The following is a 22,172-nucleotide window of genomic DNA, read 5'->3' on the forward strand; positions in this document are numbered from 1 at the left end:
CCAGCGCCCGCCGACCACCGGCAAACCATTTAGGGCCGTCGAACGAGGTCGGTCACCAGGCCTGTCGGCGGGAGCCTCCACTGCGCTCGTGACGCGGGAGCCACCGGTGTCCGGTCAGGCATCGATCCTGGCGTCGGGGGCCAGCTCGTCGAGGAGCCGGGCGACGTACTGGCGGATCTCGTCGCGGACCTCGCGGACGACGGACAGCGGCTGGCCGGCGGGGTCGGTGAGTTTCCAGTCCTCGTAGCGTTTGCCGGGGAAGACGGGACAGGCGTCGCCGCAGCCCATCGTGATGATCACGTCGCTGGCCTCGGCGGTGTCCCAGTCGAGGAGCTTCGGCTGTTCGGCGGTGATGTCGATGCCGACCTCACGCATGGCGTCGACCGCGACGGGGTTGACATGGTCGGCGGGTTCGGAGCCGGCGGAGCGGACCTCGACGGTGTTCCCGGCGAGGTGGCGCAGCCAGCCGGCGGCCATCTGGGAGCGGCCGGCGTTGTGGACGCAGACGAACAGCACCGATGGCGTGGTGGGCCGGGCGGGGGTGCTCATGGGTGGTGGACCTCTTTCGGTGCTGACGGGGCTAGGTGATGGTGGGGCTGCGGCGTTCGATGAGGATGACGTCGCGCCATCGGTCGTGGTGGCGGCCGAGGCGTTCGCGTACGCCGATGGTGCGGAAGCCGCAGGCGTGGTGCAGGGCGAGGCTGGCGGTGTTCTCGGGGAAGACCCCGGACTGGATGGTCCAGATGCCGGCCTGTTCGGTGGAGTCGATGAGCCGGTGGAGCAGGAGCCGGCCGACGCCTCGCCCTCGGGCGTCGGGGTGGACGTAGACGGAGTGCTCCACGACCCCGGCGTACACGCACCGGTCGGACACCGGGGTGCACGCGACCCAGCCGAGCACGCGGTCGGCAGCCGTGTGGTCGACGGCGACCCAGCGGTGTTCGGGTAGGCGGGTGGCGGTGAACCGGGCCCAGGTGGGTGGTTCGGTCTCGAAGGTGGCGTCGCCGGTGGCGATCCCGTGCCGGTAGATGTCGAGCACCGCCGGGGCGTGCTCGTCGGTCATCGGCACGAGATCGGGGCGGGGCGGCCGGGCGCCGGTCATGAGGCGGCCCGTTCCGGCTGCGCCGGTGCCAGCTCGACCGCCACGCCGTCCGGCTGTCGAACGGTCGGATACCACCAGGTGATCGCGGCGACCGCGATCCCGACGGCGGCGAGCTGTGCGGCGACGAACCCGGCCGCCGAGGTGGGGGCGATGCCGGCGAAGGTGTCGGTGAACATGCGGCCGATCGTGACGGCCGGGTTGGCGAACGAGGTGGAGGCGGTGAACCAGTACGCGCCGCCGATCCACGCCCCGACCGCCGCCGGGGCGACCGCGGTCCGGCGGGCACGGGTGAGGGCGGCGATCAGCAGGAGGAGCCCGGCGGTCGCGACGACCTCGGCCAACCACAGTCCGCCCCCGTCGCGCTGGCGGGTGGAGATCGTGACGGCGGGCAACCCGAACATCAGGTGTGCCAGCACCGTGCCGCCGATCGCACCGAGCACCTGCGCCACGACGTACGCGCCGAGGTCACGGGTCGACAGACCCGCTCCCGTCCGGCGGGCCTGCCACCAGTCGGCGAGCGACACGACGGGGTTGAGGTGGGCGCCGGACACCGGGCCGAAGATGAGGATCAGCGCGCCGAGGGCGAACGCGGTGGCGATGCTGTTCTCCAGCAGTTGCAGCCCCACGTCGCCCGGCGACAGGCGGGTGGCGGCGATCCCGGAGCCGACCACGGCGGTGACGAGCAGGCCGGTGCCGACCAGTTCCGCCGACGCCCGACGCAGCACGGCGTGCGGCGGGTCGGGCGTCACCGGGTCGGCCCGGTCGATGCGGCGGCAGCCGAGACGTCCAGGAGCTGGGACAGGACGGCGAGGCGGGCCGGGACGATCCAGTAGTAGACCCAGGTGCCCCGGCGCTGGCAGTCGATCAGCCCGGCCTCGCGCAGGACCTTCAGGTGGTGGGAGATCGTCGGGCCGGTCAGGGTGAACGCGTCGGTCAGCTCGCACACGCACACCTCGCCACCGGCCCGCGCGGCGATCAGGGACAGCAGCCGCAGGCGTACCGGATCACCGAGGGCCTTGAAGCCGCGCGCCAGACCGGCGGCGGCGTCTTCCGTCAGGGCCTCGGTAACCATCGGCGCGCAGCAGGCCGACGGATCGGCGAGGACCGGCAGTTGTTGTCTCGACACCCGTCTAGTTTGACAAGCATCTAACCAGAGTGCAATCTCTGCCTAGACAGTCATCTAAACAACCGGAGGTGTGGGATGTCCCGCGTCCAGCTCGCCCTGCGCGTCTCCGACCTGGAAGGGTCGATCGCGTTCTACTCGAAGCTGTTCGGCACCGAGCCGGCCAAGCGGCGACCCGGCTACGCCAACTTCGCCATCGAGGAGCCCCCGCTGAAGCTGGTCCTGCTCGAAGGCACCCCGGACCAGGCCACCGCGATCGACCACCTCGGCGTCGAGGTGTTCGACGGCGCGCAGGTCACCGCCGCCACCGACCGACTCACCGAGGCCGGGCTGATCACCCTGACCGAGAACGACACCTCCTGCTGCTACGCCGTGCAGGACAAGGTCTGGGTTCGCGGCCCCGGCGACGAGCGCTGGGAGGTGTACGTGGTCAAGGGCGACTCCGACCAGTACGGCACCTCCGCGCAGACCCCGCCCGCAGCCGACGACGAACGCACCTGCTGCGAGACCACCGCCCCGTAGCCACAACCCGGCGTCGTTCCGGTCCCGCAACCAGTCAGGAGTCGTCAGGGCCTGACGACGCGGCAGGGAAGTCGAAGCACTGGTGCCTGGTGGTTATGCCGGTGGTGGGGGTGGGGTGAGCAGAGAGTTCGGGCACCATCCCACTCCCCCCTTCCCGCATCTCGATAACGCCACATACACGAGCTCGACCAGAATCCGGATTCGCGTTCCGCGATGTGGCGGTATCCCCGCACCTTGGATACCGCCACATCGCTGAAACGTAGCCCTGTCGGCGGCCGGGGCAGCTGGCACGACCAGTGGGCGAGGGGACGCCGCCAGGGTAGCGCTACGTCGTCCAAGTCCATTGGCCGGCCCGCCACCGACTGCCCGGCCCAACGCCGCGAACGTTCATGGTCATGCCACTAGCTGATAACCCACTTCGCGTAGTCGCCCGCCCCACTCGGAGGCGAGGATGGCGACGAAGAGGGAGAAGGTGCAGGGCTTCCACCCGCATTCAGGCACGACATCAGGACGACGATCGTCCCCGGTGCCGGGTTATTCCCGTAAATAGAGAGACACCAACCGCCTGACAGACCGCTCAGCAATCTGCCACCATTGGTGAGAGTCCACTGTTGGTTGGTGGAGCCGCAGGTCCAGTCGAGCACGGAGGTTCCGTCGGCGGTCACGCCATTCAGGACATCGACACATCGGCTCGGATCGGCTTGGGAGGAAAGGCTGCCAGCGTTCCCAGCACTGAAAGCCCAGCTCATAGGCTTCCCACCTTGGGCGCATGGCATGACGACCAGCGGTGCGCCATCGAACATGTTGCCGTTGTAGAGCGTCAGACACAATCCGGAGTCTGGATTCTTGAGCTGATAGTAGTTAGCGTTGACACCCGCCTGTGTGCCATTTCGATCGGACGCTTCCAGCTGCGCCGTCGCGCCGGCGGCCGGCCACACCAGAAGACTCAGCGCGAGAAGGACGGCTCCGAATCCTGCCGTGAGGGCACGACGATCACGATGGAGATGATTCATGCGTTGATCCATTCGTAGATGTGAATGCCACTCACGAGTATCCGGAAGCGGGAAGGAGATTGCAATAGCCGCTCGACCATTGCATCGATCACCGCCTCTCCCCCTGATCGCCCAGCGATCTTTCCGAGACGCGGGCACCAGGCCACCGGCTCCGCGAGTACCGAACTCCTTGTGACCGATCAGGTGGTCGGCGGATTCGGTGATCTCAAGCGTGGGAATGCCGGTTTGCGGCAGGAAAACGCGGTGTTGCGGGCGGAGAACAGCGACCGGTACTGGGCGGCGCGGAGCGGCAAGAAGACAGTGCAAGCGTCGACACAGGTCAACCTGCGCCTGAACCGATGGCGTTCGGCACCTGCTCAACGACCCGGATCGTCACCAGTCGACAGGTTCAGGCCGCATCCCGCGGCGGGGCTTCCCACAATTGGGCGAGGGTCAGCGACCCACGCGGATGCGGTCGGCAGCGTACAGCTCTCGGGAGCCGTCGGCGCGGAAGATCACGATGACCGGTATGCCCTCACCCATCTTCCAGCTCGCGTCGCTCGGCGGGGGTAGGCATCCGGGCGGTAGCGGTGTCGCCCTTGAGGAGAGTCACCGTCTCGGTCGGCTCGATAGCGCGGACGAACGTGCCGCGCGGTGGTTCCACGATGACGAGCCCTTCCGAACGGAGCAGTGCCACCGCTTGTCAGACGATGGTGCGACTCAGCCCATGCTCCTGAGCCAACCGCAGCTCGCTGGGCAGTGAGCCCCCCACCGAACCGACCCGCAACGACCCCAGGGGCCGGATGGCCGAGCGGGAGGGCTGCCTACTCGGCGACGAAGACGCCCACGCCAGGCAGAGTCCCGGTCATGCCCTTGATCCGTAGCACCTGCATGACGCGGATTCAGTAACGCGATAGTGCTCGATCAGCTCTCGGCGGCCGGGCAGCTTGGAGCCCGGCGGGAACTCGCCGGACTTGATGCGTCCGGCGAGGTCGTCGGCGATCTGCTCGTAGGTGCCTGGTGGCTATGCCGGTGGTGGGCGAGGGGTGAGCCAGGCGAGGGGTTGTCCGGTGAGGGCGGCTTCCGCCAGGCGGTGGGCACTGGCGGTCTTCAGCGCCGCGCGTGAGCTGTCGATCCAGCGTTGGACGTTGTCGATGCCCTGGTGGCGGTATTCGACTGCTTGGACGAGGCATTCGAGTTTGTCGGCGTCGCGGGCGACGACGGCCTCCGGCGTCTCGCCCGCTTCGTATTCTGCGACAGCGGCGCTGATGAGGTCGGCGACAACCGGCGGGCAGGCGGCGACCTGGTCGGCGGTGACCATGGTGTTGGGTGCGGCGGTGAGGTAGCGCCTGGCGATGTGCGGGATGTCGGTGATCCGGGTTTCCTGGGTGTCGTGCAGGACGCACAGCATCGACACCCGGGCCGGGTCGGCACCTTCCATGGCGGCGAGCATCATCCCGATCAGCGCAGTCCGGAACGAGTGGTCGGCGATGGACTCGGGGTGCTTGATGCCGGCGAACCACCAGCCGGTACGGGCGGCGCGTTTGAGTACGCCAGCCTCGAAGATGAAGCTCATGGCTCCGGCGGCGTCGTGATCGTCGTTCATCTGCCCGTCCCTGTGCCGGTGACTCCGTCTGCTCGCAGGCTGTAGACGATAGAGGTTAGTTCCTGCCGGGACTGTGGAGAGATTCGGTCGCTGTCCAGGAGCCGGGTACTGCGTCTGAGGAGCGCGCGGCCCTCGGCGGGGTTGTCGAGGGTGAGGCCGCGTCGTACGGCGAGCAGAGCCCAGATGTTGTGAACGTTGAGGTCAACGAAGGGGTGCGTGGGGTCGAGGCGCTGGACCAGGTGTCTGAGGAGAACCGAGCCGCGCCAGTCGGCAAGCGGTGCGGGCATGAAGGAGTCGTCGTGCTGGCGGTAGGGGATTTCGCCTACCCAGTAGGCCGAGTAGTTGAGGGCTGCCCGCTCGCAGGCGTCGTCCGGATGCGCACGGGCAAGGAAGTCCCGCAGAGGTTCCGGGTCGCCTTGGTTGGCAAGGGAGGTGACTACCGAACGGGCATCAGGCCAGAGCGGTGACCAACTGCGGGGCGTGATCGCCTTGCGGGCACGGGTGGTGGTCTGGGCGAGCCATCCGGCCGCCGCCCTGGTGGGGTCCATGCCCGCGAGAAAACAGGCTTGCCGATGCAGCAGAACGCTCGGATCACCTCCGGAGGCCGCGCGTTCGGCCAGTACGTGAAGCCGGGTGAAGAAGGTGCATTGCTCGTCGGCGGGCAGGATCGGACCCGACGCCACCGGTCCTCGCCGGGCATGGGCGATGGGTAGCCCTCTGGCGAAGGTCGGTGCCTGCCCGAGAACGGCCCAGAGGATCAGGTCGGTCAGGCGGTGGGTGAGCACGGACCAGCCGAGTGGCTGTTCGGCGATGTCGCACCGGTCCACCTGCTCGTCGAGGATTGCGGCGAGGATGGAGTCTGCCTCGGCGGCGTCGTCGAGTGCGGCGAGCAGGGTCACGTTTGCTCCGAGCCGACCGAGCGTGCGCCGGACGATGATCGCCTGTCCGAGCGGCACCGCCGTGAATGGTCGGCGTCCGGACTCCCAACTCTGCACGGTCGCACGGTCGACGCCCAGGTCAGCGGCGAGTTGTTCCTGTGTGCGGGGGATGGACTCCCGGATCAGCTTGATCAGGTAGCCAGTCACCTCGCCTCGCTGTGGTGCCAATCGTCTACGACCTGCCATGCGTGATCCCTACGTTGACCAGTGGTCGACGTTTCCGCCCTGAACAACCGCTGCGGCCGATGTGTGAACTGCTCACTGGTACTGCGGGTGAGTCCTATCGCCGCCACCGTGATCGTAGCGTCGCAGTTACCGAACGTTCCAGATCCGATCCCGTGGCTCGGAGTCGGACATGGGTGCCGCCCGACGGAGGGGACCAGTAATGCGGGACAGGACGCCACCGGTACGACGAGTTTCCTACGACCAGTACCTGATCGCCGTAAACGATGACCTTGGCACGGCGACACCGCCCGGCATGGCCATGGCGCAAACGGAAGTGGCTGTGCCGATGCGGGGTCGATCTGCCCTGCCGGAACCGACATCGCATTCCGATCAACCGCAGGCACTGGCCAACTATGGAGGAGCAATGACCAGCCATGGCCCGGTGCTGCCGATCTGGAGTTGCGGCGGATGCGGCCGGCCCTGGCCGTGTCCGACCCGCCGTCAGGAGCTCCGCGGCGAGTACGCCAATGCGCCGGTGTCACTGGCCCTCTACCTCGGGGCCAGCTTCGTCCAGGCGGCCGAGGACATGCCCTGGGCACCTGCCGGCCCCCTGCATCGCCGCTTCATCGGCTGGACCAGGCCGCCGCGAGAAGGACAACAGCGACGTACAGCGCCCGCGCCGGCTGAACCCGACCGGTAGGCGCGCCACCGGGCGGGATGACCTCGGACAAAACCCGATCCGACCCGCCTGCCGACAGTTCACACCCGAAATAGACCCCACGTAGGAGCGACCCATGCAGCACGAGTCTGTCGTCGACACCCGGTCCCATCACCACACTCCGGCAGATGGTCCCGCTACCGGTCCCGCAGAGCGGGGGCACTCATGATTCCCGGTCTGCTGTCGGTCCTGTTCGGGGGGTTGGTGCCGGGCTTCCTGCTCGGGCTGCTCGCGTTCCGGGTCAAGTCCCGGTGGTGTCCCCGCTGCGGCGAGGCCACCCACACGATGCCGGTGCCGGGGCACGACCGGTGAGCGGCCCCGGCCGGCAGCGCACCGAGCCGGCGATCGGACGGCGAATGGCAGAGCTACGGGCCCGCCGGGGCATGAGCCAGCAGGTCTTCGCCGACCGGATCGGCAAGTCCAAGAGCTGGGTCGACAAGGTCGAACGGGGGGTGCGTACCCTCGATCGGCTCTCCGTCATCGACACCGTGGCCGGTGCGCTCGGCGTCGCGCCGCAACTGTTGCTCGCCGGGCGGACCGCGCCGGCACCGGTCACCGACGTCGGTGCCGCCGTGGAACGGGTCCGGGCGGCGCTGGCCCGGCACGACCCCCCGGCGTCCGTCCCGGCCGGTCCCCTGCTGCGGCAGCTCGACGAACAGGCCGGATACGCCTGGGCGGCGTACCGCAACGGGCAGCACCCGCAGGTGCTGCGGATGCTGCCCGACCTGCTCGCCGACAGCCGACACGCCGGCCACACCGGCCCGGTGGACCCGCCCGTCCTCGACCTGCTGGTGCGGGTGCACCGGCTCACCGCCCAGACGCTGGTCAAGCTCGGCGACGCCCACCTGGCCTGGCTGGCCGCCGACCGGGCCATGATGACCGCCACCCGTGGCGACCCGGTGCGAATCGGCCGGGCGGCGGTGACCCTCGCGCAGGTGCTCCGTGCGCTGCGGCGGGGCCGGCTGGCCAGGACCGCCGCCCTCACCGCCGTACGCCAGCTGGACCCGGCGGCGGCGCAGCGCGACCCGCCGGCGCTGGCCCTGACCGGGGCGCTGCTGATCGAGGCCGCCCTCGCCGCCGCCGGCTACGGCGATGCCGCCACCGCCCACGACCTGACCGAACGTGCCGCCCCGCTCGCCGCCGCCGACGAGCCGCCCGACCCGGACGGCATCACGTTCGGCCCGACCAGCGTCGCACTCGCCCGCGCCCTGACCGCCACCCACCTCGGCGACCACCACCGGGCCGTCGACCTGCACCGCCGGGCCACCGGGCAGGACGGCTGGCGACAGCTCCCCGCCGAACACCGCGCCGCCCACCTCATCGACATCACCCGCAGCCACCTCGACCTGGGCGACCCCGACGCCGCCGGGCGGGCCCTGCTCACCGCCGACCGCACCGCCCCCGGTGAGACCCGCACCCGCCCCGCCGCCCGTGCCGCCCTGACCGCCGTGCTCCGCGCGGGCCCCACCCCGGCCGACGTCGCCCGCCTCGCCGACACCATCGGGCTGACCCGCCCCTGACCTGTGCACCTCGTGGCCGGACCGGCCGTGGAGTGATGTCCAGGAAGCGCACCTGACCATCAGCCAGCAAACCGCCGACGAGTTCGGACCGGTAAGCGGCTGCTACGCCCATCGCCGGCCCTGAGCCCCAGTGGTCCTCCTGACCTGGTCGATCTCCTGGGGGACAAGCACAATGACGGCATGAGTCTTGCCGCGGTCCGTGCGGATGTCGCGGTGATCGACGATCTGTTGCGGTACGTCGCCGAGCGCCCGGTCGACCTCAGCGATCCGAACGCGATGGCCGAGATCCGGAAGGCGCAGTCGCCGGTGGAGGAAGCCGGGGTGGCGGCCGAGGCGTCCGCCGCGCTCGATGAGCTGTTGGATGCGTACGAGACCGGCGGAGCGCCGGCCCGTGAGGAGGTCCGAGACATCTTTCGGGCTTACCCGTCCTTCCGCTGGGCTGCCCACCTACCGGTGGTGTGGAATTCGGTCGGAGAGTTCCGCCGACGACTTGTCCATGTCTCCGCGATGGATCAGGGTGCCGACCCGCGCGACGAGCTGATGACGATCTGGTGGCTGTGCAACCGGGCCCGCGAGTGCGCCATCGACGTCGAACCGGTGCTCAGCGAGGTGGCGAACCTGTCATCCGACGCGGATCTCTACGGGTTCGGCTCGATGCAGATGCTGATCATGCGAGGGCTGGAGGTACACGACCTCGGCTAGCAGTCGCGGCAGGAAGCCTGTCACGATCGTGGGCAGCCTCCCCACCCAGACCACCTGCTTGAGCCGGGCCACCGCCATCGGCCTGACCCGCGCCCGGGCGCAGGAGGCGACGAGGGTCGCGGTTGTTGCCCCGCTGTTACGTCACGGTGCGGGCGCTGTGGCACGGGTGGCGCACCGTCGACCTCGACCGGCCACCGTGGCCGGACACCGTCGACCGGGAGGTCACCATGCGTTTCACCAGGACCCTGATGGCGGTCACGGCCGTGCTGGCCGTGCTGCTCACCACCGTCGGTACGGCGACCGCCGCCGACCGGCTCCGCGCCGGCGTCACCGCCGCACCCTACTGCGGGATCACCTGGGGCAGCACCGGAAAGACCGGGGGCGACCTGAACCCGGCCCCGCTGCTGACCACCCGCACCGGCCAGCAGGACTGCTACGACCGGCTGGTCTTCGAGTTCGACGGGAACGCCGACGGCTACTCGGTCGGCTACGGCGAGGTGTTCACCGAGGGGCAGGGGTTGGCGATGTCGCCGTACACGGCCGGCGGGGCGGTGCTGCGGGTGCAGTTGCGGGAGCCGGCCGTGGGCTACCCGTACCGGGCCGGCGACCACGTGGCGGCGGTGCTCGGCTACCGCACCCTGCGCGACGTCGTCTACGGTGGCACCTTCGAGGGCTACAGCACCTTCGCCGTCGGCGTCCGGGCGCAGTTGCCGTTCCGGGTGCTGCTGCTCGCCGGCCCCGGCACGCACAGCCGGATCGTGCTCGACGTGGCGCACCAGTGGCAGGAGTGACCGCAACGGTGACCACCGGTCGGGCCGGGAGTCGACGTCGATCGGCTCCCGGCACCGGCCGTTGCGCCGGGTCGCGACCGGCCGCCCCGGGACTACCCTGGGAACACCATGGACGGCCGGGTGCTGCTGGTCGAGGACGATGCCTCCATTCGGGAGGTCACCGCCCTCGGTCTGCGCCGGGCCGGGTTCCGGGTCAGCACCGCCGCCGACGGCCGGACCGCGCTGGCCACCTGGCGGGCCCAGCAGGTCGACCTGATCGTCCTGGACGTGCTGCTGCCCGGCCTCGACGGGTTGGAGGTCTGCCGGGCGGTCCGGCGCAGCAGCCAGCTGCCGATCCTGCTGCTCACCGACAGCACCGACCCCATCGACGTGGTGGTCGGCCTGGAGTGTGGGGCCGACGACTGCCTGCGTAAACCGTTCGACCTGGCGGAACTGGTGGCCCGGGTCCGGGCGGCGCTGCGGCGGGGGTACGCCGTGCCCACCGAACCCGTGCTGACGGTCGGGCCGCTGGAGGTCGACCCGGCCCGCTTCGTGGCCCGCCGCGACGGGCGGGAACTGCCCCTCACCGCCACCGAGTTCCGGCTGCTGACCGAGCTGGCCCGCCGGCCCGGTCAGGTGTTCACCCGGGAGGCGCTGCTGGACCGGGTGTGGCGGCACTCCCACCTCGGCGACTCCCGCCTGGTCGACGTGGCGGTGCAGCGGCTACGGGCCAAGGTCGACCACGACCCGGCCGCCTCCCGGCTGGTGCGCACCGTACGCGGGGTCGGCTACAAACTCGACGCGGCGTGACCTCGCCCCTCGTGACGGACCGGTGGTGTCCCCGCTGCGGCGAAGCCCCCCCGTGCCGGTGCCGGGGCACGACCGGTGAGCGGCCCTGGCCGGCAGTGCCCGGCACCGAGCCAGGTTACGACCCCAGGTGGCCGGTCCGGGGGCCGGACCGGCCACCCCGACGCTCAGCTGGGTCCGACGCCGCTCACGGCCTCGATCCAACCGGCGATGAAGTGGGTCGTCAGGCCGTAGGCCAGGTTCGACTCGTTGTCCGCGATGTGGATACCGTAGATTTTGTCGAGCCAGTAGATTCCCGCCCCGGAATCACCGCTCGCCGTCACACCGCTTCCATAGCTTTCCAGGCGCATGGCGCTGTTGCCGGCCCCCACGATGTCGTGGTGAATGCCGTAGTCCGTCACCCGCATGCCGCAGATCTGCAGGGTGGAGGGCTGGGTGTAACTCCCGCGGGTGGTGCTTCCCCAACCGCTGATCGACGGGGTGGAGTTGATGGGGGGATATGCCGCCGAGTAGCCCACGGCGATGCGGGACCAGTTCGGGACGTCCTGCCAGAGGTTGAGGAGCATCGCGTCCTGGAAGGGCTCCTTGTAGATTCCGGCGATCGCCATCAGGTGGCCCCGGGCGAACCCGCGTTCGCCTGCGGCCACAAGGCTGTTGTTGACGTTCCCGCCCGTTCTGTCGAAACAGTGTTTGGCCGTGAGGACCCAGTTGCTGGCGATGAGCGTGCCGGTGCACTTGTAGGAGTCGTTGACGAAGATCTGCACCTGACCGCGCAGGTACCCGGCGGAGTTTCCGCCGATGACGGCGCCGGCCGGCTGCGCGGTGCCGGCCACGGCGGCAATGGGGGTCAGGGACAGGGTCACCGCAACGGCGACCCGCCGCAGTAACGATGGTGTACGCATACGTCTCTCCACTTCAGTACAGGTGTAGGGATTCCCGATGCCGTTTCGGCAGTAGGTCGCCGGCTCGCGGAGATGCCGGCGACGAAGGGGACTTCTTGATCCTGTACTGCGTACGGGGATCGGCATATCCCGCCTGCTGGTCACCTCGCAGTGGTGCAGGCCGTATGCCAGGACTCCAGAGTGGAGGCTTGACGCCAGACGGCTCCGCATGGGATAGGGCAGCGGGTCTTCGACGCGTCCCCGCAGCCGCGGCGCTCAGGTGACGGCGGTGGCCATCCGGCGTACCGCCTCGGTGAGCAGCTCCGGGGAGGTGGCCAGGTTCAGCCGGATGTGGCCGACACCGCCGGTGCCGAAGGCCAGGCCGGAGTTGAGCGCCACCCGGCCCCGGTCCAGGAAGACGGCGGCGGGATCGTCGCCGAGGCCCAGCCCTCGACAGTCGAGCCAGGCGAGGTAGGTGGCCTGGCCGGGTCGGTACCGGACGGCCGGCAGGTGCTCGGCGAGCAGCGCGGCGAGGAGCCGACGGTTGTCGTCCAGGCCGGTCAGCAGGGCGTCGAGCCAGTCACCCCCGTCCCTGAACGCGGCGGTGTGGGCGATCACCCCGAGGTGGCTGGTGCCGACGCTGACCTCGAAGGGAACCCGGGCGACATCCCCGGCGGCGGCCGGGCCGGCGACGAGCAGCCCACCCCGCAGACCGGCCAGGTTCCACCCCTTGGAGGCGGACATCAGCGACAGGCCGTGCTCCGCGCCGGGCACCGAGAGGTACGGCACGAAACGCGCTCCCGCGCCGACCAGCGGGGCGTGGATCTCGTCGGCGACCACCCGCACCCCGTACCGCCCGGCCAGCGCGGCGACGGCGGTCAACTCGTCGGCGGTGTGCAGGACACCGGTCGGGTTGTGCGGGTTGCAGAGCAGGTACACCGCCAGTCGCCCGCCGGAGCGGGCCACCCGGAACGCCGCTTCCAGGGCGCCGAGGTCGATCCGCAGGTCGTCGCCGAGCGGCGCCTCCACGATCCGGCGGCCGGCGTACCCGACGAACCCGTAGAACGGCGGGTAGACCGGGCAGTTGACGACCACCGCGTCACCGGGCCCGGTGAGCAGCCGCAACGCCTCGACCACGCCGTGCATCACGTCGGGCACCAGCGCGGTCCGCTCCACGGCCAGCCCGTCCCAGCCCCACCGACGCCGGGCGAACTCCGCCAGTGCCTCCGGGTACGCCGTGCCGGCGGTGTAGCCGGTGTCGCCGAGCGCGACGGCGTCGGTGATCGCCCGCGCGACCGGCTCGGCGAGCGGCACGTCCATCTCCGCCACCCAGAGCGGCAGCACGTCGTCCGGGTACTCCCGCCACTTGACGCTCGTCCGTCGTCGCAGCTGGTCCAGCCGAAGCTGGCGCAGGGGATTCGCCTGGTCCCGGGAGCCCTGATGCGTACCACTCATGACATGAAGGATATTCCGCCCCTCCTGCCACCGCGCGGTCGCACGGCAGCGGGGCGGAGAGTGCCCCGACCAGGATTCGAACCTGGGCTCTCCGGTTTCGTAGACCGGCGCGCTGTCCGCTGCGCCACCGGGGCTCACGGCCGACGCCCGGGGGCGTCGGCCGGTCTAACCCTTCACACACACCACCTGCTTGAGGTGGGCCACCACCTCGACCAGGTCGTCCTGCTGGGCCATCACCTCGGTGATGTCCTTGTACGCGCCGGGGATCTCGTCGACCACCCCAGTGTCCTTGCGGCACTCCACCCCGGCGGTCTGCACCGCCAGGTCGTCAACGGTGAACGTCCGCTTCGCCTGCCCCCGCGACATCCGCCGCCCGGCTCCGTGCGACGCCGAGCAGTACGCGTCCGGGTTCCCCCGACCCCGCACGATGTACGACCCGGTGCCCATCGACCCCGGGATGATGCCCAGGTCCCCCCGGCCGGCCCGGATCGCCCCCTTGCGGGTCACCAGCACGTCCACCCCGTCGTAGTGCTCCTCGGCCACGTAGTTGTGGTGGCAGGAGATCGGCTCCCCGTAGCTGACCTGCGGGAAGGCGTCCCGCACCACGCCGCAGAGCAGGGCCAGCATGACCGCCCGGTTGCGCCGCGCGTACTCCTGCGCCCACCACAGGTCCCGCCGGTAGGCGTCCATCTCCGGGGTGCCGGCGAGGAACACCGCCAGGTCCCGGTCGGGCAGGTCCGCGTTGTGCGGCAGGGCACGGGCCACCCCGATGTGCCGCTCGGCCAGCTCCTTGCCGATGTTGCGGGAACCGGAGTGCAGCATCAACCAGACCTGCCCGGCGTCCGGGCCGTCCTGCTCGACGCAGACCTCGATGAAGTGGTTGCCCCCACCGAGGGTGCCGAGCTGGTGCCGCGCCCGGCTCTCCAACTGCGCCACCCGGCGGTCCAGGGTGGCGAACCGGCCCCAGAAGTCGTCCCAGCCGCGCTGCTCCAGACCCCGCACCCGACGCGGGTCGACCGGGTCGTCCCGCTTGGCGAAACCGACCGGCACCACCGCCTCGATCGCCGACCGCAGCGGTGCCAGGTCGTCGGGCAGGTCGGCGGCGGTGAGCGAGGTGCGGACCGCGCTCATCCCGCAGCCGATGTCCACCCCGACGGCGGCCGGCGAGACCGCCTGCCGCATCGCGATCACCGAACCGACGGTGGCGCCCTTGCCGAAGTGCACGTCCGGCATCACGGCGACGCCCTGCACCCAGGGCAGCGCGCCGATGTTGCGCAACTGCTGCGCGGCCTGCGGCTCGATGCCGTACGGGTCGGTCCAGACCCGTACCGGCGCCTTCGTGCCCGGCAGCGGGGTGAATGCCATGATCGTTCTCCTCGTTCGTGGGAGCAGGGGTGACAGGATTCGCACCTGCGACCGTCGGGTGTGGAATCCGGTGCGCTACCCGTTGAGCTACACCCCTCGGCGGGTGTCGGGGATCGAAAAAGCCGCCCGGTCCCCTGGTGGGGTGGGCGGCTGCGCAGGTCGCGCCGGCGCTATCCGCGCCGCCACCCCGATCGCCACCGACAACCCCGGGTTCGTTCGCCGGCTGGCAACAGCACGCCGCCGCGCGGTGTGAACCGCGTGGTCTCGGTGCTGAGGTACGGCGACACGGTGTGCTCCCCGGTTGGTAGGTGTGGCGTCGATGTCGAACCTAGGCGCGCACCCACCCGGGCCGCAACAGATATCGGTAGCTGCCGGCTATCGGGGCCCGCACATCCTGGACAGGGTGTCGAGCCAGGCGCTGCCCACGAGGGCGACCGGGTAGTGGGCCTCCCGGACCTGCCCGTCGGCGGTCTGCACGGAGAAGCGCACCGTCAGCGGCTCCGTCCCGGGTGTCTCGCCGCACTGGAGCAGCACCACCACGCCGATCCAGCCGGTGCCGCCGGGCCGGATCAGCCGGGTCCGACCGAGATCCTGGATGAGCACGGTGGGGCTGTCCGCCCGGACCGACCGTACCGTGACCGGGGACGGCCCGGCGTTGACCACCGCCAGGGACCCTTCGATCCGGGCCCGGCCGCCGGCGTTCGTACTGCCGCTGTCCGCGTTGGCGGGGATGGCCACCAGCGCGACGGTCGCGTCCCGCTCCTGCCGGGCGCGCGCCTCCCGCGACCTGTCGACCCCCCACCCGCCCAGCACCGCACCGGCCACCAGGGCGGCCACCAGGCCCAGGGCGACCCGGGGGCGCGGCCCGCGCCGGACCCGGGAGGTGGCTGCGTCGACCGGCCCGCGCCCGGGGGTGTCCAGGTCGATCACGGCGTCCTCGGCGGGCATGGCGACAGCCTAGGGCCGACGGCGGCGACGTCGTGTCCGGCAGGGCCGGCACGCGGTACGGTCCATGGCCATGGCAGTGATGCGGTGCGAGTTCGACTCCGAGGCCCTGGGCATGAGCACGTCGATGACGGTGATCCTGCCGCAACCCGACCCGGCACGGCCGACGCCCACGGGGCCGGCCGACGCGGGCCCGCCGGTGCTCTACCTGCTGCACGGGCTCAGCGACGACGACACCGCCTGGACCCGCCACACCTCGATCGAACGTTACGTGGCCCCGCTGGGTCTGGCCGTGGTGATGCCCCAGGTCGGCCGCAGCTTCTACACCGACGAGACGCACGGCAACCGGTACTGGACGTTCCTCACCGAGGAACTGCCCGAGGTCTGCCGGTCGTTCTTCCGGCTCTCCGACCGCCCGGAGGACACCTTCGTCGCCGGGCTGTCGATGGGCGGCTACGGGGCGGTGAAGTGGGCGCTGCGGCAGCCCGAACGCTTCGCCGCCGCAGCCAGCCTGTCGGGGGCGCTCAACGTCGCCCACCGCCGGCACGCCCCGGACCGCCCGCTCGACCCGGACGTCTGGCACACCGTCTGGGGGGACGCCCCGACCGCCGGCCCCGACGACGACACCGTGGCGCTGGTCGGCCGGGCCGGGCCCGACACTCCCCCGCTCTATGTCGCCTGCGGCACCGAGGACTTCCTCCACGACGACAACGAGCGCTTCGTCGCAGCCGCCCGGGACCGGGGCGCGCCGGTGACCGTGGACTTCTCCCCCGGCGACCACGACTGGCCGTACTGGGACGCCACGATCCGCGACGTGCTGGCCTGGCTGCCGCTGCGCACCCGGCCCCCCGTCAGCTGACCCGACAGGCGGGGCACCACCGACGGCGGCACCGCCACCGGGCCGCACGGCGCAGCGGCGGCACGGTGGGCGGTCAGACCCCCACGCTGCCGTCGACGGCCTCCCGCAGCAGGTCGGCGTGGCCGTTGTGGCGGGCGTACTCGTGCATCATGTGCAGCATCACCAGCCGCAGCGACACGTCCTCACCCCAGCGCTCCTGGTGGCCGGTGACGTCGAGCGAGGCCGCCGCCAACTCGATACGCCGGGAGTGTTCCACCTCCCGCTGCCACGCCGCGAACGCCTCCGCCCCGGTCGACCCCGTCGGGTCGTACGCCTGCTGGTAGTCGCCGGTGTCCGACCAGAGCAGCGGCACGTCCTGCGCGTCGATCACCCGCCGGAACCAGGCGCGCTCCACCTCGGCGAGATGCCGCAGCAGGCCGAGCAGGGTCAGCTGCGACGACGGCACGGCCCGCTGGCGCAGTTCCTCGTCGGTCAGCCCCTCGCACTTCATGGCGAGGGTGGCCCGGTGGAAGTCGAGAAAGGCACGCAGCGTCTCCCGCTCCCCGGCGAGCAGCGGCGGGCCGATCCGTTCGGTGGTCATGTCGGGTCCTTCACGGGACGGGACCGCCCCGGGCGGGCGGCTGGGAGCCGTCGGGCAGCCTAGCGGCCGGTGGCTGCCGACCCGCCGAAATTCGTGCCGACCGGACGTGCAGGTGCTGGTCACCCGGCCGGCGTGGTGGCGCGGCGGGCGCGGGTCACCCCGTCGGGTGGTGCCGGTGGTGGGCGTCCCGGCGACGTCCGGCCCGGGCCGGCGACCGGGCCGCTCAGCGGGGCAGGGACGCCCGGGCCACCGGGAAGTCGAAGTACGTGTCGGGGTAGGGCTCGTCGGCGTACCGGTAGTGCCACCACTCCCGGTCGTAGTTGACGAAACCCTCCTGCGTCATCAGGCGTTCCAGCAACTGCCGGTGGGTCCGGGCAGCCCCGGTCACCCGGGGGTCGGCGGTGTGCGCCAGCGGGTCGAAACAGTCGAAGCCGGTGCCCATGTCGAGGCTGCCGTCGGCGAACCGCCGGTCGGCCGGGTCGGTGCAGGCCACCAGCGGCCGGCCCGGGGCGTACGAGGTGCGGGGCGGGGCCGGGCGGGGCTCCAGCGTCAGGTCGAGGGTGCTGCCCCGGCTGTGCGCGGTGGGGGCGCCGAGGTAGCCGTCGGCGAACAGCTTCGACTTGGCCACCCGGGGATAGAACTCCGCCTTCGTCTGCTGCGCTGCGGGGTCCTTCGCCCAGCGGACGAACTCGTCGGCGGCGCGCTGCGGCCGGTAGCAGTCGTACACCCGCAGGCTCAGCCGTTGGGCGCGGGCGGCGTCCTGCACCCGGCGCAACGCCTCGGCGGCGGTACGGGTGAGCAGGCACAACGGCTCGTCGTAGCCGTCCACCGGGCGGCCGACGAAGTTGTGCGGGCCGGCGTAGCGGATGTCCACGACGATGCTCGGGTCGACCTCGGACAGCAGCACCACGTCGGTGGGGGCACGTGGTCCGGTCGGGGTGGGCGTTGCGGCTTCCGCCTGCGGTGCGGGCTGCGGCGGCCGGTCGCAGCCCACCGCCACGAGCAGCACCGTGACGATCAGCAACCGGACCAGCACCCACCGGGGGTGCTCCGCCCCGCGTCTCACCGCCGTCGGCGGACGTCGTGGGGTCGGTGGCGCAGGGCGAGCAGCAGCCCGGCGAGCCCGGCCACGACGGCGGCCAGGGAGACCGCGACCAGCGGACGTGACCAGGGGTGACCGGGCGGGTCCAGCCGGCCCGGACCACCGGCGGCGGCCAGCGGGGGCGGGGGGACGGCGGTCCCGGACGGGCCCGCCGTCAGCTCACCCGGGTTGACCAGTCGACCCACGGCCGCACCCCGGGGCACCCCGAACCCCCAGTCCAGCAGGGCCGCCCCCTGCTCCCAGCCCCGCTTGTCGACGACCTCCGCGCCGAGCAGGGTGACCACCAGCCGCCGTCCGCCCCGCTCGGCGGCCCCGACGTAGGTGTGCCGGGCCAGGTCCGTGTAGCCGGTCTTGCCGCCCAACGCCCCCGGGTAGCGGTAGAGCAGCTGGTTGTCGTTCTGGATCGGGAAGGCCTTCTCGCCCAACGCCGGCTGGGCCGGGATCATCGCCTCCCGGGTGGTGTCGTAGCGGCGGAAGGTGGCATCGGCGAAGCAGGCGCGGGCGATCAGCGCCAAGTCGTACGCGCTGGTGAACTGGCCCGGGCCGTCCAACCCGGACGGGGTCACCGCGTGGGTCTGCAACGCGCCGAGCTGCCGGGCGTGCTCGTTCATCGCCCGCAGCCCACCGGGCAGCCCGTCGGGGCCACCGCCGAGGCGGGCCAGCGCGTTGGCCGCCTCGTTGCCGGACTTGAGCAGCAGACCCAACCAGAGGGTCTCGATCCGGTACCGGCCACCCTCGGCGAAGCCCACGGCGGAGCTGCCGGGCTCGATGTCGAGGTCGCCGGGGGTGAGGGTGACCACCTGCCGGGGGTCGAGGGTCGGCAGCACGGTGGCGGCCAGCAGCAGCTTCTGCACGCTCGCCGGGGTGCCGTATTCGTGCGGGCCGCAGCCGCCGAGCACGTCGCCGCTGTCCAGGTCGGCGACCAGCCAGGAGGTGGCCGGCACGGCGGGCGGCCTGGGTGTCCCGGCCGGCCGGACCTGGCCCGTGGTGGCCAGGGCGGGGCCGCCGACCGCCCGGTCGGCGGCCTCCGTGTGGGGCGGGACCGGTCGGGGCGGCCGGGACACCGCCGGCACCGGCGCACACGGACCGGTGGTCACCGCCCCGGCGGCGTCCGCCACACCGGCGGGTGCGACGACCGGCGACAGCAGCACGACGGCGATGACGGCGGCGGTACGTCCCCGAACTCTCACGCTGACGAAGGTAGTGACACCCGCCCCGCCGGTCCGGTGATCCGGCGAATCCCACCCGGTGGGGGCGACCGGGTCGCTAGGATGCCGCCGGTCGACGGGGTGGAGCCGCCGGTCGGACCCGGGTCGGGGTTGGTGGGCCGGGGCAGCTGCCAGCAGCCGGACGGCGGCGGGAGGTGTCGACGACGGTGGATGGGGGTAGCGGAGGGTAGGCACCGGTGAAGGAGGAGACCATGACCGACCCCCGTTACGCCCCGATCGGCCTCGCGGTCGGTAATGACCTGGTCGACGTCGACGACGTCGACACCCGTCCCGTGGTGGGTGCGGACGACGCCCGCGCCGACGCCGCCCAGGCCGGCGCGGAGGTGGACCTGTCCGACGGCACCCGGGACGGCGACGGCGTGCCGGTCGGTGCGGCCGACGCGGACGCCGACCGGACCCGGGCGGCAGGCGAGCAGGGCTGACCGTCGGGCGGGGGTGGTCGCCCGCCCCCGCCCGGCAGGTGCGCCGGCCCGTCGGGCTGAGCCCGCACCGGCCGGCTCACCGGCGACCCGGGGTGCCCGCACCGGAGGGTGCGGTAGCCCGGGTCGCCGGGGCCGGACTGCTCAGTGGCCGCCGGACTGTTCAGTGGCCGCGGATCGCGCGGTGGATCTGCACCGGCAGGGCCGGGGCACCGTCCACCGGCGCGGGGTCCTCCGGGGTGGGCGCGATGCCACCGGCGGCGATCTTGTCCAGGGTCTTCAGCCCGGCCACGTCGATGGTGCCGAAGACGGTGTAGTTGGGGCGCAGCGCCGAGTCCGACTGGACCAGGAAGAACTGGCTGCCGTTGGTGTCCGGCCCGGCGTTGGCCATCGCGAGCGTGCCCCGGGCGTAGAGCCGGCGCACGCCGGTCGGGTCGGTCGGCGCGGGCGGCAGGTCGGTGGGCAGTTCGTCGCGGTAGCGGTAGCCCGGCCCGCCCTCACCCGTGCCGGACGGGTCACCGCACTGGAGCACCTTGAGCGTCGGGTAGGCGGTCAACCGGTGACAGGGCGTCCAGTCGTAGAACCGGTGCCGCGCCAGGTGCAGGAAGCTCTGCACCGTGCACGGGGCCTGCTCCCGGTCCAGGGTCAGGCCGATCGGCCCCTGGCTGGTGCGCAGGGTGACCCGGACCGTGCCCTCGTCCGGCGTCCGGCGCGGGTCCCGCGGCAGCGGCACCGGCCGGGCCGGTGGTTCGTCGGGCGTGGAGGTGTACGCGCACGGCCCCTTCGTGGTCCGGGCGGCGCTCGGCCCGTCGGCGGGCGCGGCGACGGCGGCGGTGCCACCGGCGACGACCAGTGCCGCCGAGGCCAGCGCCACCCCGGCGAGGCGGGTCAGCCGGCCGGCCGGACGCGACCCGGCGGCGAACGGTCGGGGTTCACTCGACACTGTGGTCCTCCTGGACTCGTGGTACCGGAGAGGCGGGCGGTACCGCAACGACCGGAGTCTATGGATGGCCGGCCCGGTTGTCGACGCTGATCGACACCGGGCGGGGCGTCACCGTCGGTCCCCCGGGCGGGCCGCCGCGGGTCTCCGCGCGCCACAGCCGGCGGGGTCGGCGGTCAGTCCCAGGCGACGCGTCGGCGGACCCGGCGACGGGTCCGCCGACGACCGACAGCGAACAGGACGGCCAACACCCCGACCAGGGCCGCCGCACCGCCGATCACCGCCGTGCCGAGCCAGTGCGGTGTGCCCGCCGGCCGGCCGGCGGGACCCGGGGCGGCGGCCACCGGGGCCGACGGCGACACCGACGTGCGGGGGGTGGTCACCTCCCCCGGCTCGACCAGCCGCCCGACCGAGGCGTCCCGGGGCAGGCTGAAGCCCCAGTCGAGCAGCCGCGCCCCCTGCTCCCAGCCACGCACCGGGCGGGCCTCCGCACCGAGCAGGGTCACCACCAGCCGACGCCCACCGCGTTGCGCGGCTCCGACGTAGGTGTGCCGGGCCAGGTCCGTGAATCCGGTCTTCCCGCCCAACGCCCCCGGGTACCGGTAGATCAACTGGTTCTCGTTCTGGATCTGGAAGCCGGGCTTGCGCAGTGCGGGTTGGGCCGGGATCTGGGTCCGCTCGGTCAGCGCGTACCGGCGGAAGGTGGGGTCGGCGAAACAGACCCGGGCGATCAGCGCCAGGTCGTACGCGCTGGTGAACTGGCCCGGCCCGTCCAACCCGGACGGGGTCACCGCCCGGGTCTGCCACGCGCCGAGCCGACGGGCCTCGGCGTTCATCTCGCGGACCCCGGCGGCGGAGCTGCCCGCGCCCAGCCGGGCCAGCAGGTTCGCCGCGTCGTTGCCGGACTGCAGCAGCAGGCCGAGCCAGGCGGTCTCGACCGAGTAGCGGCCACCGTCGAGCAGGCCGACGGCGGAGCTGCCGGGCTCGATGTCCAGGTCGGCGCGGGTCGCCGTGACCACCTGTTTCGGGTTCAGCTTCGGCAGCATGGTGGCGGCGAGGAGCAACTTCTGCACGCTGGCCGGGGTGGCGTACGCGTGTGGGCCGCAGCCGCCGAGGACCGCTCCGGTGTCCAGGTCGGCGACCAGCCACGACGTGGCGGTGACCGGCGGTGGCGCGGGCGTGCCCGGGGGAACGGTCAACCCGGGGGTGGCCAACGACTCTCCGCCCACCGTCTGCTGCTCGGGCACCGCCGCCGGCGGCGCGGGCCGGGGAGGCCGGGTGACCTTCGGCGTCGGCAGCTTCGGGCACGGCACGACGGCCGCGCGGGCCGAGCCGGCGCGGCCCGCGACGCCCGCGTGCGCGGGGACCGGCAGTGCCACGGTGAGGAGTACGGCCGCGACGGCGGCGGCCAGGACCCGGGCTCTCATGGTCAGGC

Annotated in this window: 23 protein-coding genes, 1 tRNA gene and 2 pseudogenes; 8 read left to right on the top strand and 18 right to left on the bottom strand. The window is 72.1% G+C overall.

Annotated elements, in window-relative coordinates; all coding sequences use genetic code 11:
- Positions 1 to 114 precede the first annotated feature (114 nt).
- The 4 genes and pseudogenes from JQN83_RS30715 to JQN83_RS30730 all read right to left on the bottom strand — a co-directional run bounded on the left by JQN83_RS30715 (position 115) and on the right by JQN83_RS30730 (position 2,225).
- Entirely contained in the window at positions 115 to 549 is a 435-nt protein-coding gene (locus JQN83_RS30715) for an arsenate reductase ArsC (RefSeq protein ID WP_208570649.1), read from the bottom strand.
- Between the two features lie 31 nt (positions 550 to 580).
- Entirely contained in the window at positions 581 to 1,060 is a 480-nt protein-coding gene (locus JQN83_RS30720) for a GNAT family N-acetyltransferase (RefSeq protein WP_208570673.1), read from the bottom strand.
- 59 nt (positions 1,061 to 1,119) lie between these two features.
- A pseudogene (locus JQN83_RS30725) lies at positions 1,120 to 1,848 on the bottom strand (aquaporin); the annotation flags it as partial.
- Positions 1,845 to 2,225: an ArsR/SmtB family transcription factor gene (locus JQN83_RS30730; RefSeq protein WP_372444186.1), complete on the bottom strand. Its 381-nt coding sequence runs from the start codon at positions 2,223 to 2,225 to the stop codon at positions 1,845 to 1,847. The pseudogene JQN83_RS30725 and the gene JQN83_RS30730, both read right to left, overlap by 4 nt.
- 75 nt (positions 2,226 to 2,300) lie before the next feature.
- Here JQN83_RS30730 and JQN83_RS30735 point away from each other — a divergent pair, with 75 nt between their 5' ends.
- Positions 2,301 to 2,744 carry an ArsI/CadI family heavy metal resistance metalloenzyme gene (locus JQN83_RS30735; protein ID WP_208570650.1) on the top strand — a complete coding sequence of 148 codons (444 nt, stop codon included), beginning with the start codon at positions 2,301 to 2,303 and terminating at the stop codon, positions 2,742 to 2,744.
- Positions 2,745 to 3,145: 401 nt separating this feature from the next.
- Here JQN83_RS30735 and JQN83_RS30740 read toward each other — a convergent pair whose 3' ends face one another.
- The 4 genes and pseudogenes from JQN83_RS30740 to JQN83_RS30755 all read right to left on the bottom strand — a co-directional run bounded on the left by JQN83_RS30740 (position 3,146) and on the right by JQN83_RS30755 (position 6,466).
- Positions 3,146 to 3,757, bottom strand: a complete 612-nt coding sequence (locus JQN83_RS30740) for an RICIN domain-containing protein (RefSeq protein WP_208570651.1) — start codon at positions 3,755 to 3,757, stop codon at positions 3,146 to 3,148.
- Positions 3,758 to 4,560: 803 nt separating this feature from the next.
- A pseudogene (locus tag JQN83_RS30745) lies at positions 4,561 to 4,739 on the bottom strand (GntR family transcriptional regulator).
- Between the two features lie 21 nt (positions 4,740 to 4,760).
- Positions 4,761 to 5,342, bottom strand: coding sequence for an HD domain-containing protein (locus JQN83_RS30750; protein ID WP_208570652.1), 582 nt, complete (start codon positions 5,340 to 5,342; stop codon positions 4,761 to 4,763).
- Positions 5,339 to 6,466, bottom strand: coding sequence for a helix-turn-helix domain-containing protein (locus JQN83_RS30755; RefSeq protein WP_208570653.1), 1,128 nt, complete (start codon positions 6,464 to 6,466; stop codon positions 5,339 to 5,341). The genes JQN83_RS30750 and JQN83_RS30755 overlap by 4 nt, the downstream gene beginning before the upstream one ends.
- Before the next feature lie 862 nt (positions 6,467 to 7,328).
- Between JQN83_RS30755 and JQN83_RS30760 the strand changes: the two genes are divergently transcribed.
- The 5 genes from JQN83_RS30760 (at position 7,329) to JQN83_RS30780 (ending at position 10,965) form a co-directional block, all read left to right on the top strand.
- A complete protein-coding gene (locus tag JQN83_RS30760) occupies positions 7,329 to 7,475 on the top strand; it encodes a hypothetical protein (RefSeq protein ID WP_208570654.1) in 147 nt (48 codons plus the stop codon).
- A gap of 44 nt (positions 7,476 to 7,519) precedes the next feature.
- Entirely contained in the window at positions 7,520 to 8,683 is a 1,164-nt protein-coding gene (locus JQN83_RS30765; RefSeq protein ID WP_208570655.1) for a helix-turn-helix domain-containing protein, read from the top strand.
- A 180-nt stretch (positions 8,684 to 8,863) separates the two neighbouring features.
- On the top strand, positions 8,864 to 9,385 hold the full coding sequence (locus JQN83_RS30770; protein WP_208570656.1) for a hypothetical protein: 522 nt from the start codon (positions 8,864 to 8,866) through the stop codon (positions 9,383 to 9,385).
- A gap of 122 nt (positions 9,386 to 9,507) precedes the next feature.
- On the top strand, positions 9,508 to 10,176 hold the full coding sequence (locus JQN83_RS30775) for an AMIN-like domain-containing (lipo)protein (RefSeq protein WP_244253559.1): 669 nt from the start codon (positions 9,508 to 9,510) through the stop codon (positions 10,174 to 10,176).
- A gap of 108 nt (positions 10,177 to 10,284) precedes the next feature.
- On the top strand, positions 10,285 to 10,965 hold the full coding sequence (locus JQN83_RS30780) for a response regulator (protein WP_208570657.1): 681 nt from the start codon (positions 10,285 to 10,287) through the stop codon (positions 10,963 to 10,965).
- Positions 10,966 to 11,129: 164 nt separating this feature from the next.
- Here the strand turns inward: JQN83_RS30780 and JQN83_RS30785 are convergent, their stop codons facing one another.
- The 5 genes from JQN83_RS30785 to JQN83_RS30805 all read right to left on the bottom strand — a co-directional run bounded on the left by JQN83_RS30785 (position 11,130) and on the right by JQN83_RS30805 (position 15,611).
- The gene (locus tag JQN83_RS30785; RefSeq protein ID WP_208570658.1) at positions 11,130 to 11,864 is read right to left on the bottom strand and encodes a trypsin-like serine protease; all 735 of its coding nucleotides are present in this window, start codon (positions 11,862 to 11,864) and stop codon (positions 11,130 to 11,132) included.
- Positions 11,865 to 12,119: 255 nt separating this feature from the next.
- Positions 12,120 to 13,298, bottom strand: coding sequence for a MalY/PatB family protein (locus JQN83_RS30790; protein WP_208570659.1), 1,179 nt, complete (start codon positions 13,296 to 13,298; stop codon positions 12,120 to 12,122).
- A gap of 61 nt (positions 13,299 to 13,359) precedes the next feature.
- Positions 13,360 to 13,432, bottom strand: a tRNA-Arg gene (locus JQN83_RS30795).
- A 31-nt stretch (positions 13,433 to 13,463) separates the two neighbouring features.
- Positions 13,464 to 14,663 carry an RtcB family protein gene (locus JQN83_RS30800; protein ID WP_208570660.1) on the bottom strand — a complete coding sequence of 400 codons (1,200 nt, stop codon included), beginning with the start codon at positions 14,661 to 14,663 and terminating at the stop codon, positions 13,464 to 13,466.
- 375 nt (positions 14,664 to 15,038) lie between these two features.
- The gene (locus JQN83_RS30805; protein WP_208570661.1) at positions 15,039 to 15,611 is read right to left on the bottom strand and encodes a hypothetical protein; all 573 of its coding nucleotides are present in this window, start codon (positions 15,609 to 15,611) and stop codon (positions 15,039 to 15,041) included.
- Between the two features lie 70 nt (positions 15,612 to 15,681).
- Between JQN83_RS30805 and JQN83_RS30810 the strand changes: the two genes are divergently transcribed.
- Positions 15,682 to 16,467: an alpha/beta hydrolase gene (locus JQN83_RS30810; RefSeq protein ID WP_208570662.1), complete on the top strand. Its 786-nt coding sequence runs from the start codon at positions 15,682 to 15,684 to the stop codon at positions 16,465 to 16,467.
- 73 nt (positions 16,468 to 16,540) lie between these two features.
- On the opposite strand, the gene JQN83_RS30815 is transcribed toward JQN83_RS30810, so the two are convergent.
- From JQN83_RS30815 to JQN83_RS30825, 3 genes are all read right to left on the bottom strand, one after another.
- Positions 16,541 to 17,047: a DinB family protein gene (locus tag JQN83_RS30815; RefSeq protein WP_208570663.1), complete on the bottom strand. Its 507-nt coding sequence runs from the start codon at positions 17,045 to 17,047 to the stop codon at positions 16,541 to 16,543.
- A 223-nt stretch (positions 17,048 to 17,270) separates the two neighbouring features.
- Positions 17,271 to 18,113, bottom strand: coding sequence for a M15 family metallopeptidase (locus tag JQN83_RS30820; RefSeq protein ID WP_372444187.1), 843 nt, complete (start codon positions 18,111 to 18,113; stop codon positions 17,271 to 17,273).
- Positions 18,110 to 19,339: a D-alanyl-D-alanine carboxypeptidase family protein gene (locus JQN83_RS30825; protein WP_307799945.1), complete on the bottom strand. Its 1,230-nt coding sequence runs from the start codon at positions 19,337 to 19,339 to the stop codon at positions 18,110 to 18,112. The genes JQN83_RS30820 and JQN83_RS30825 overlap by 4 nt, the downstream gene beginning before the upstream one ends.
- 230 nt (positions 19,340 to 19,569) lie before the next feature.
- Between JQN83_RS30825 and JQN83_RS30830 the strand changes: the two genes are divergently transcribed.
- Positions 19,570 to 19,800, top strand: coding sequence for a hypothetical protein (locus tag JQN83_RS30830; RefSeq protein WP_208570664.1), 231 nt, complete (start codon positions 19,570 to 19,572; stop codon positions 19,798 to 19,800).
- Between the two features lie 160 nt (positions 19,801 to 19,960).
- Here JQN83_RS30830 and JQN83_RS30835 read toward each other — a convergent pair whose 3' ends face one another.
- Both JQN83_RS30835 and JQN83_RS30840 read right to left on the bottom strand, forming a co-directional pair.
- Positions 19,961 to 20,740, bottom strand: a complete 780-nt coding sequence (locus JQN83_RS30835) for a peptidylprolyl isomerase (protein ID WP_307799948.1) — start codon at positions 20,738 to 20,740, stop codon at positions 19,961 to 19,963.
- A gap of 173 nt (positions 20,741 to 20,913) precedes the next feature.
- Positions 20,914 to 22,164 (bottom strand): D-alanyl-D-alanine carboxypeptidase family protein, encoded by a 1,251-nt coding sequence (locus JQN83_RS30840; RefSeq protein ID WP_208570665.1) that lies wholly within the window; start codon positions 22,162 to 22,164, stop codon positions 20,914 to 20,916.
- Positions 22,165 to 22,172 lie beyond the last annotated feature (8 nt).

It is taken from the genome of Micromonospora antibiotica, from assembly GCF_017599305.1.
In the GTDB taxonomy this organism is placed as follows: Bacteria; Actinomycetota; Actinomycetes; order Mycobacteriales; family Micromonosporaceae; genus Micromonospora; species Micromonospora antibiotica.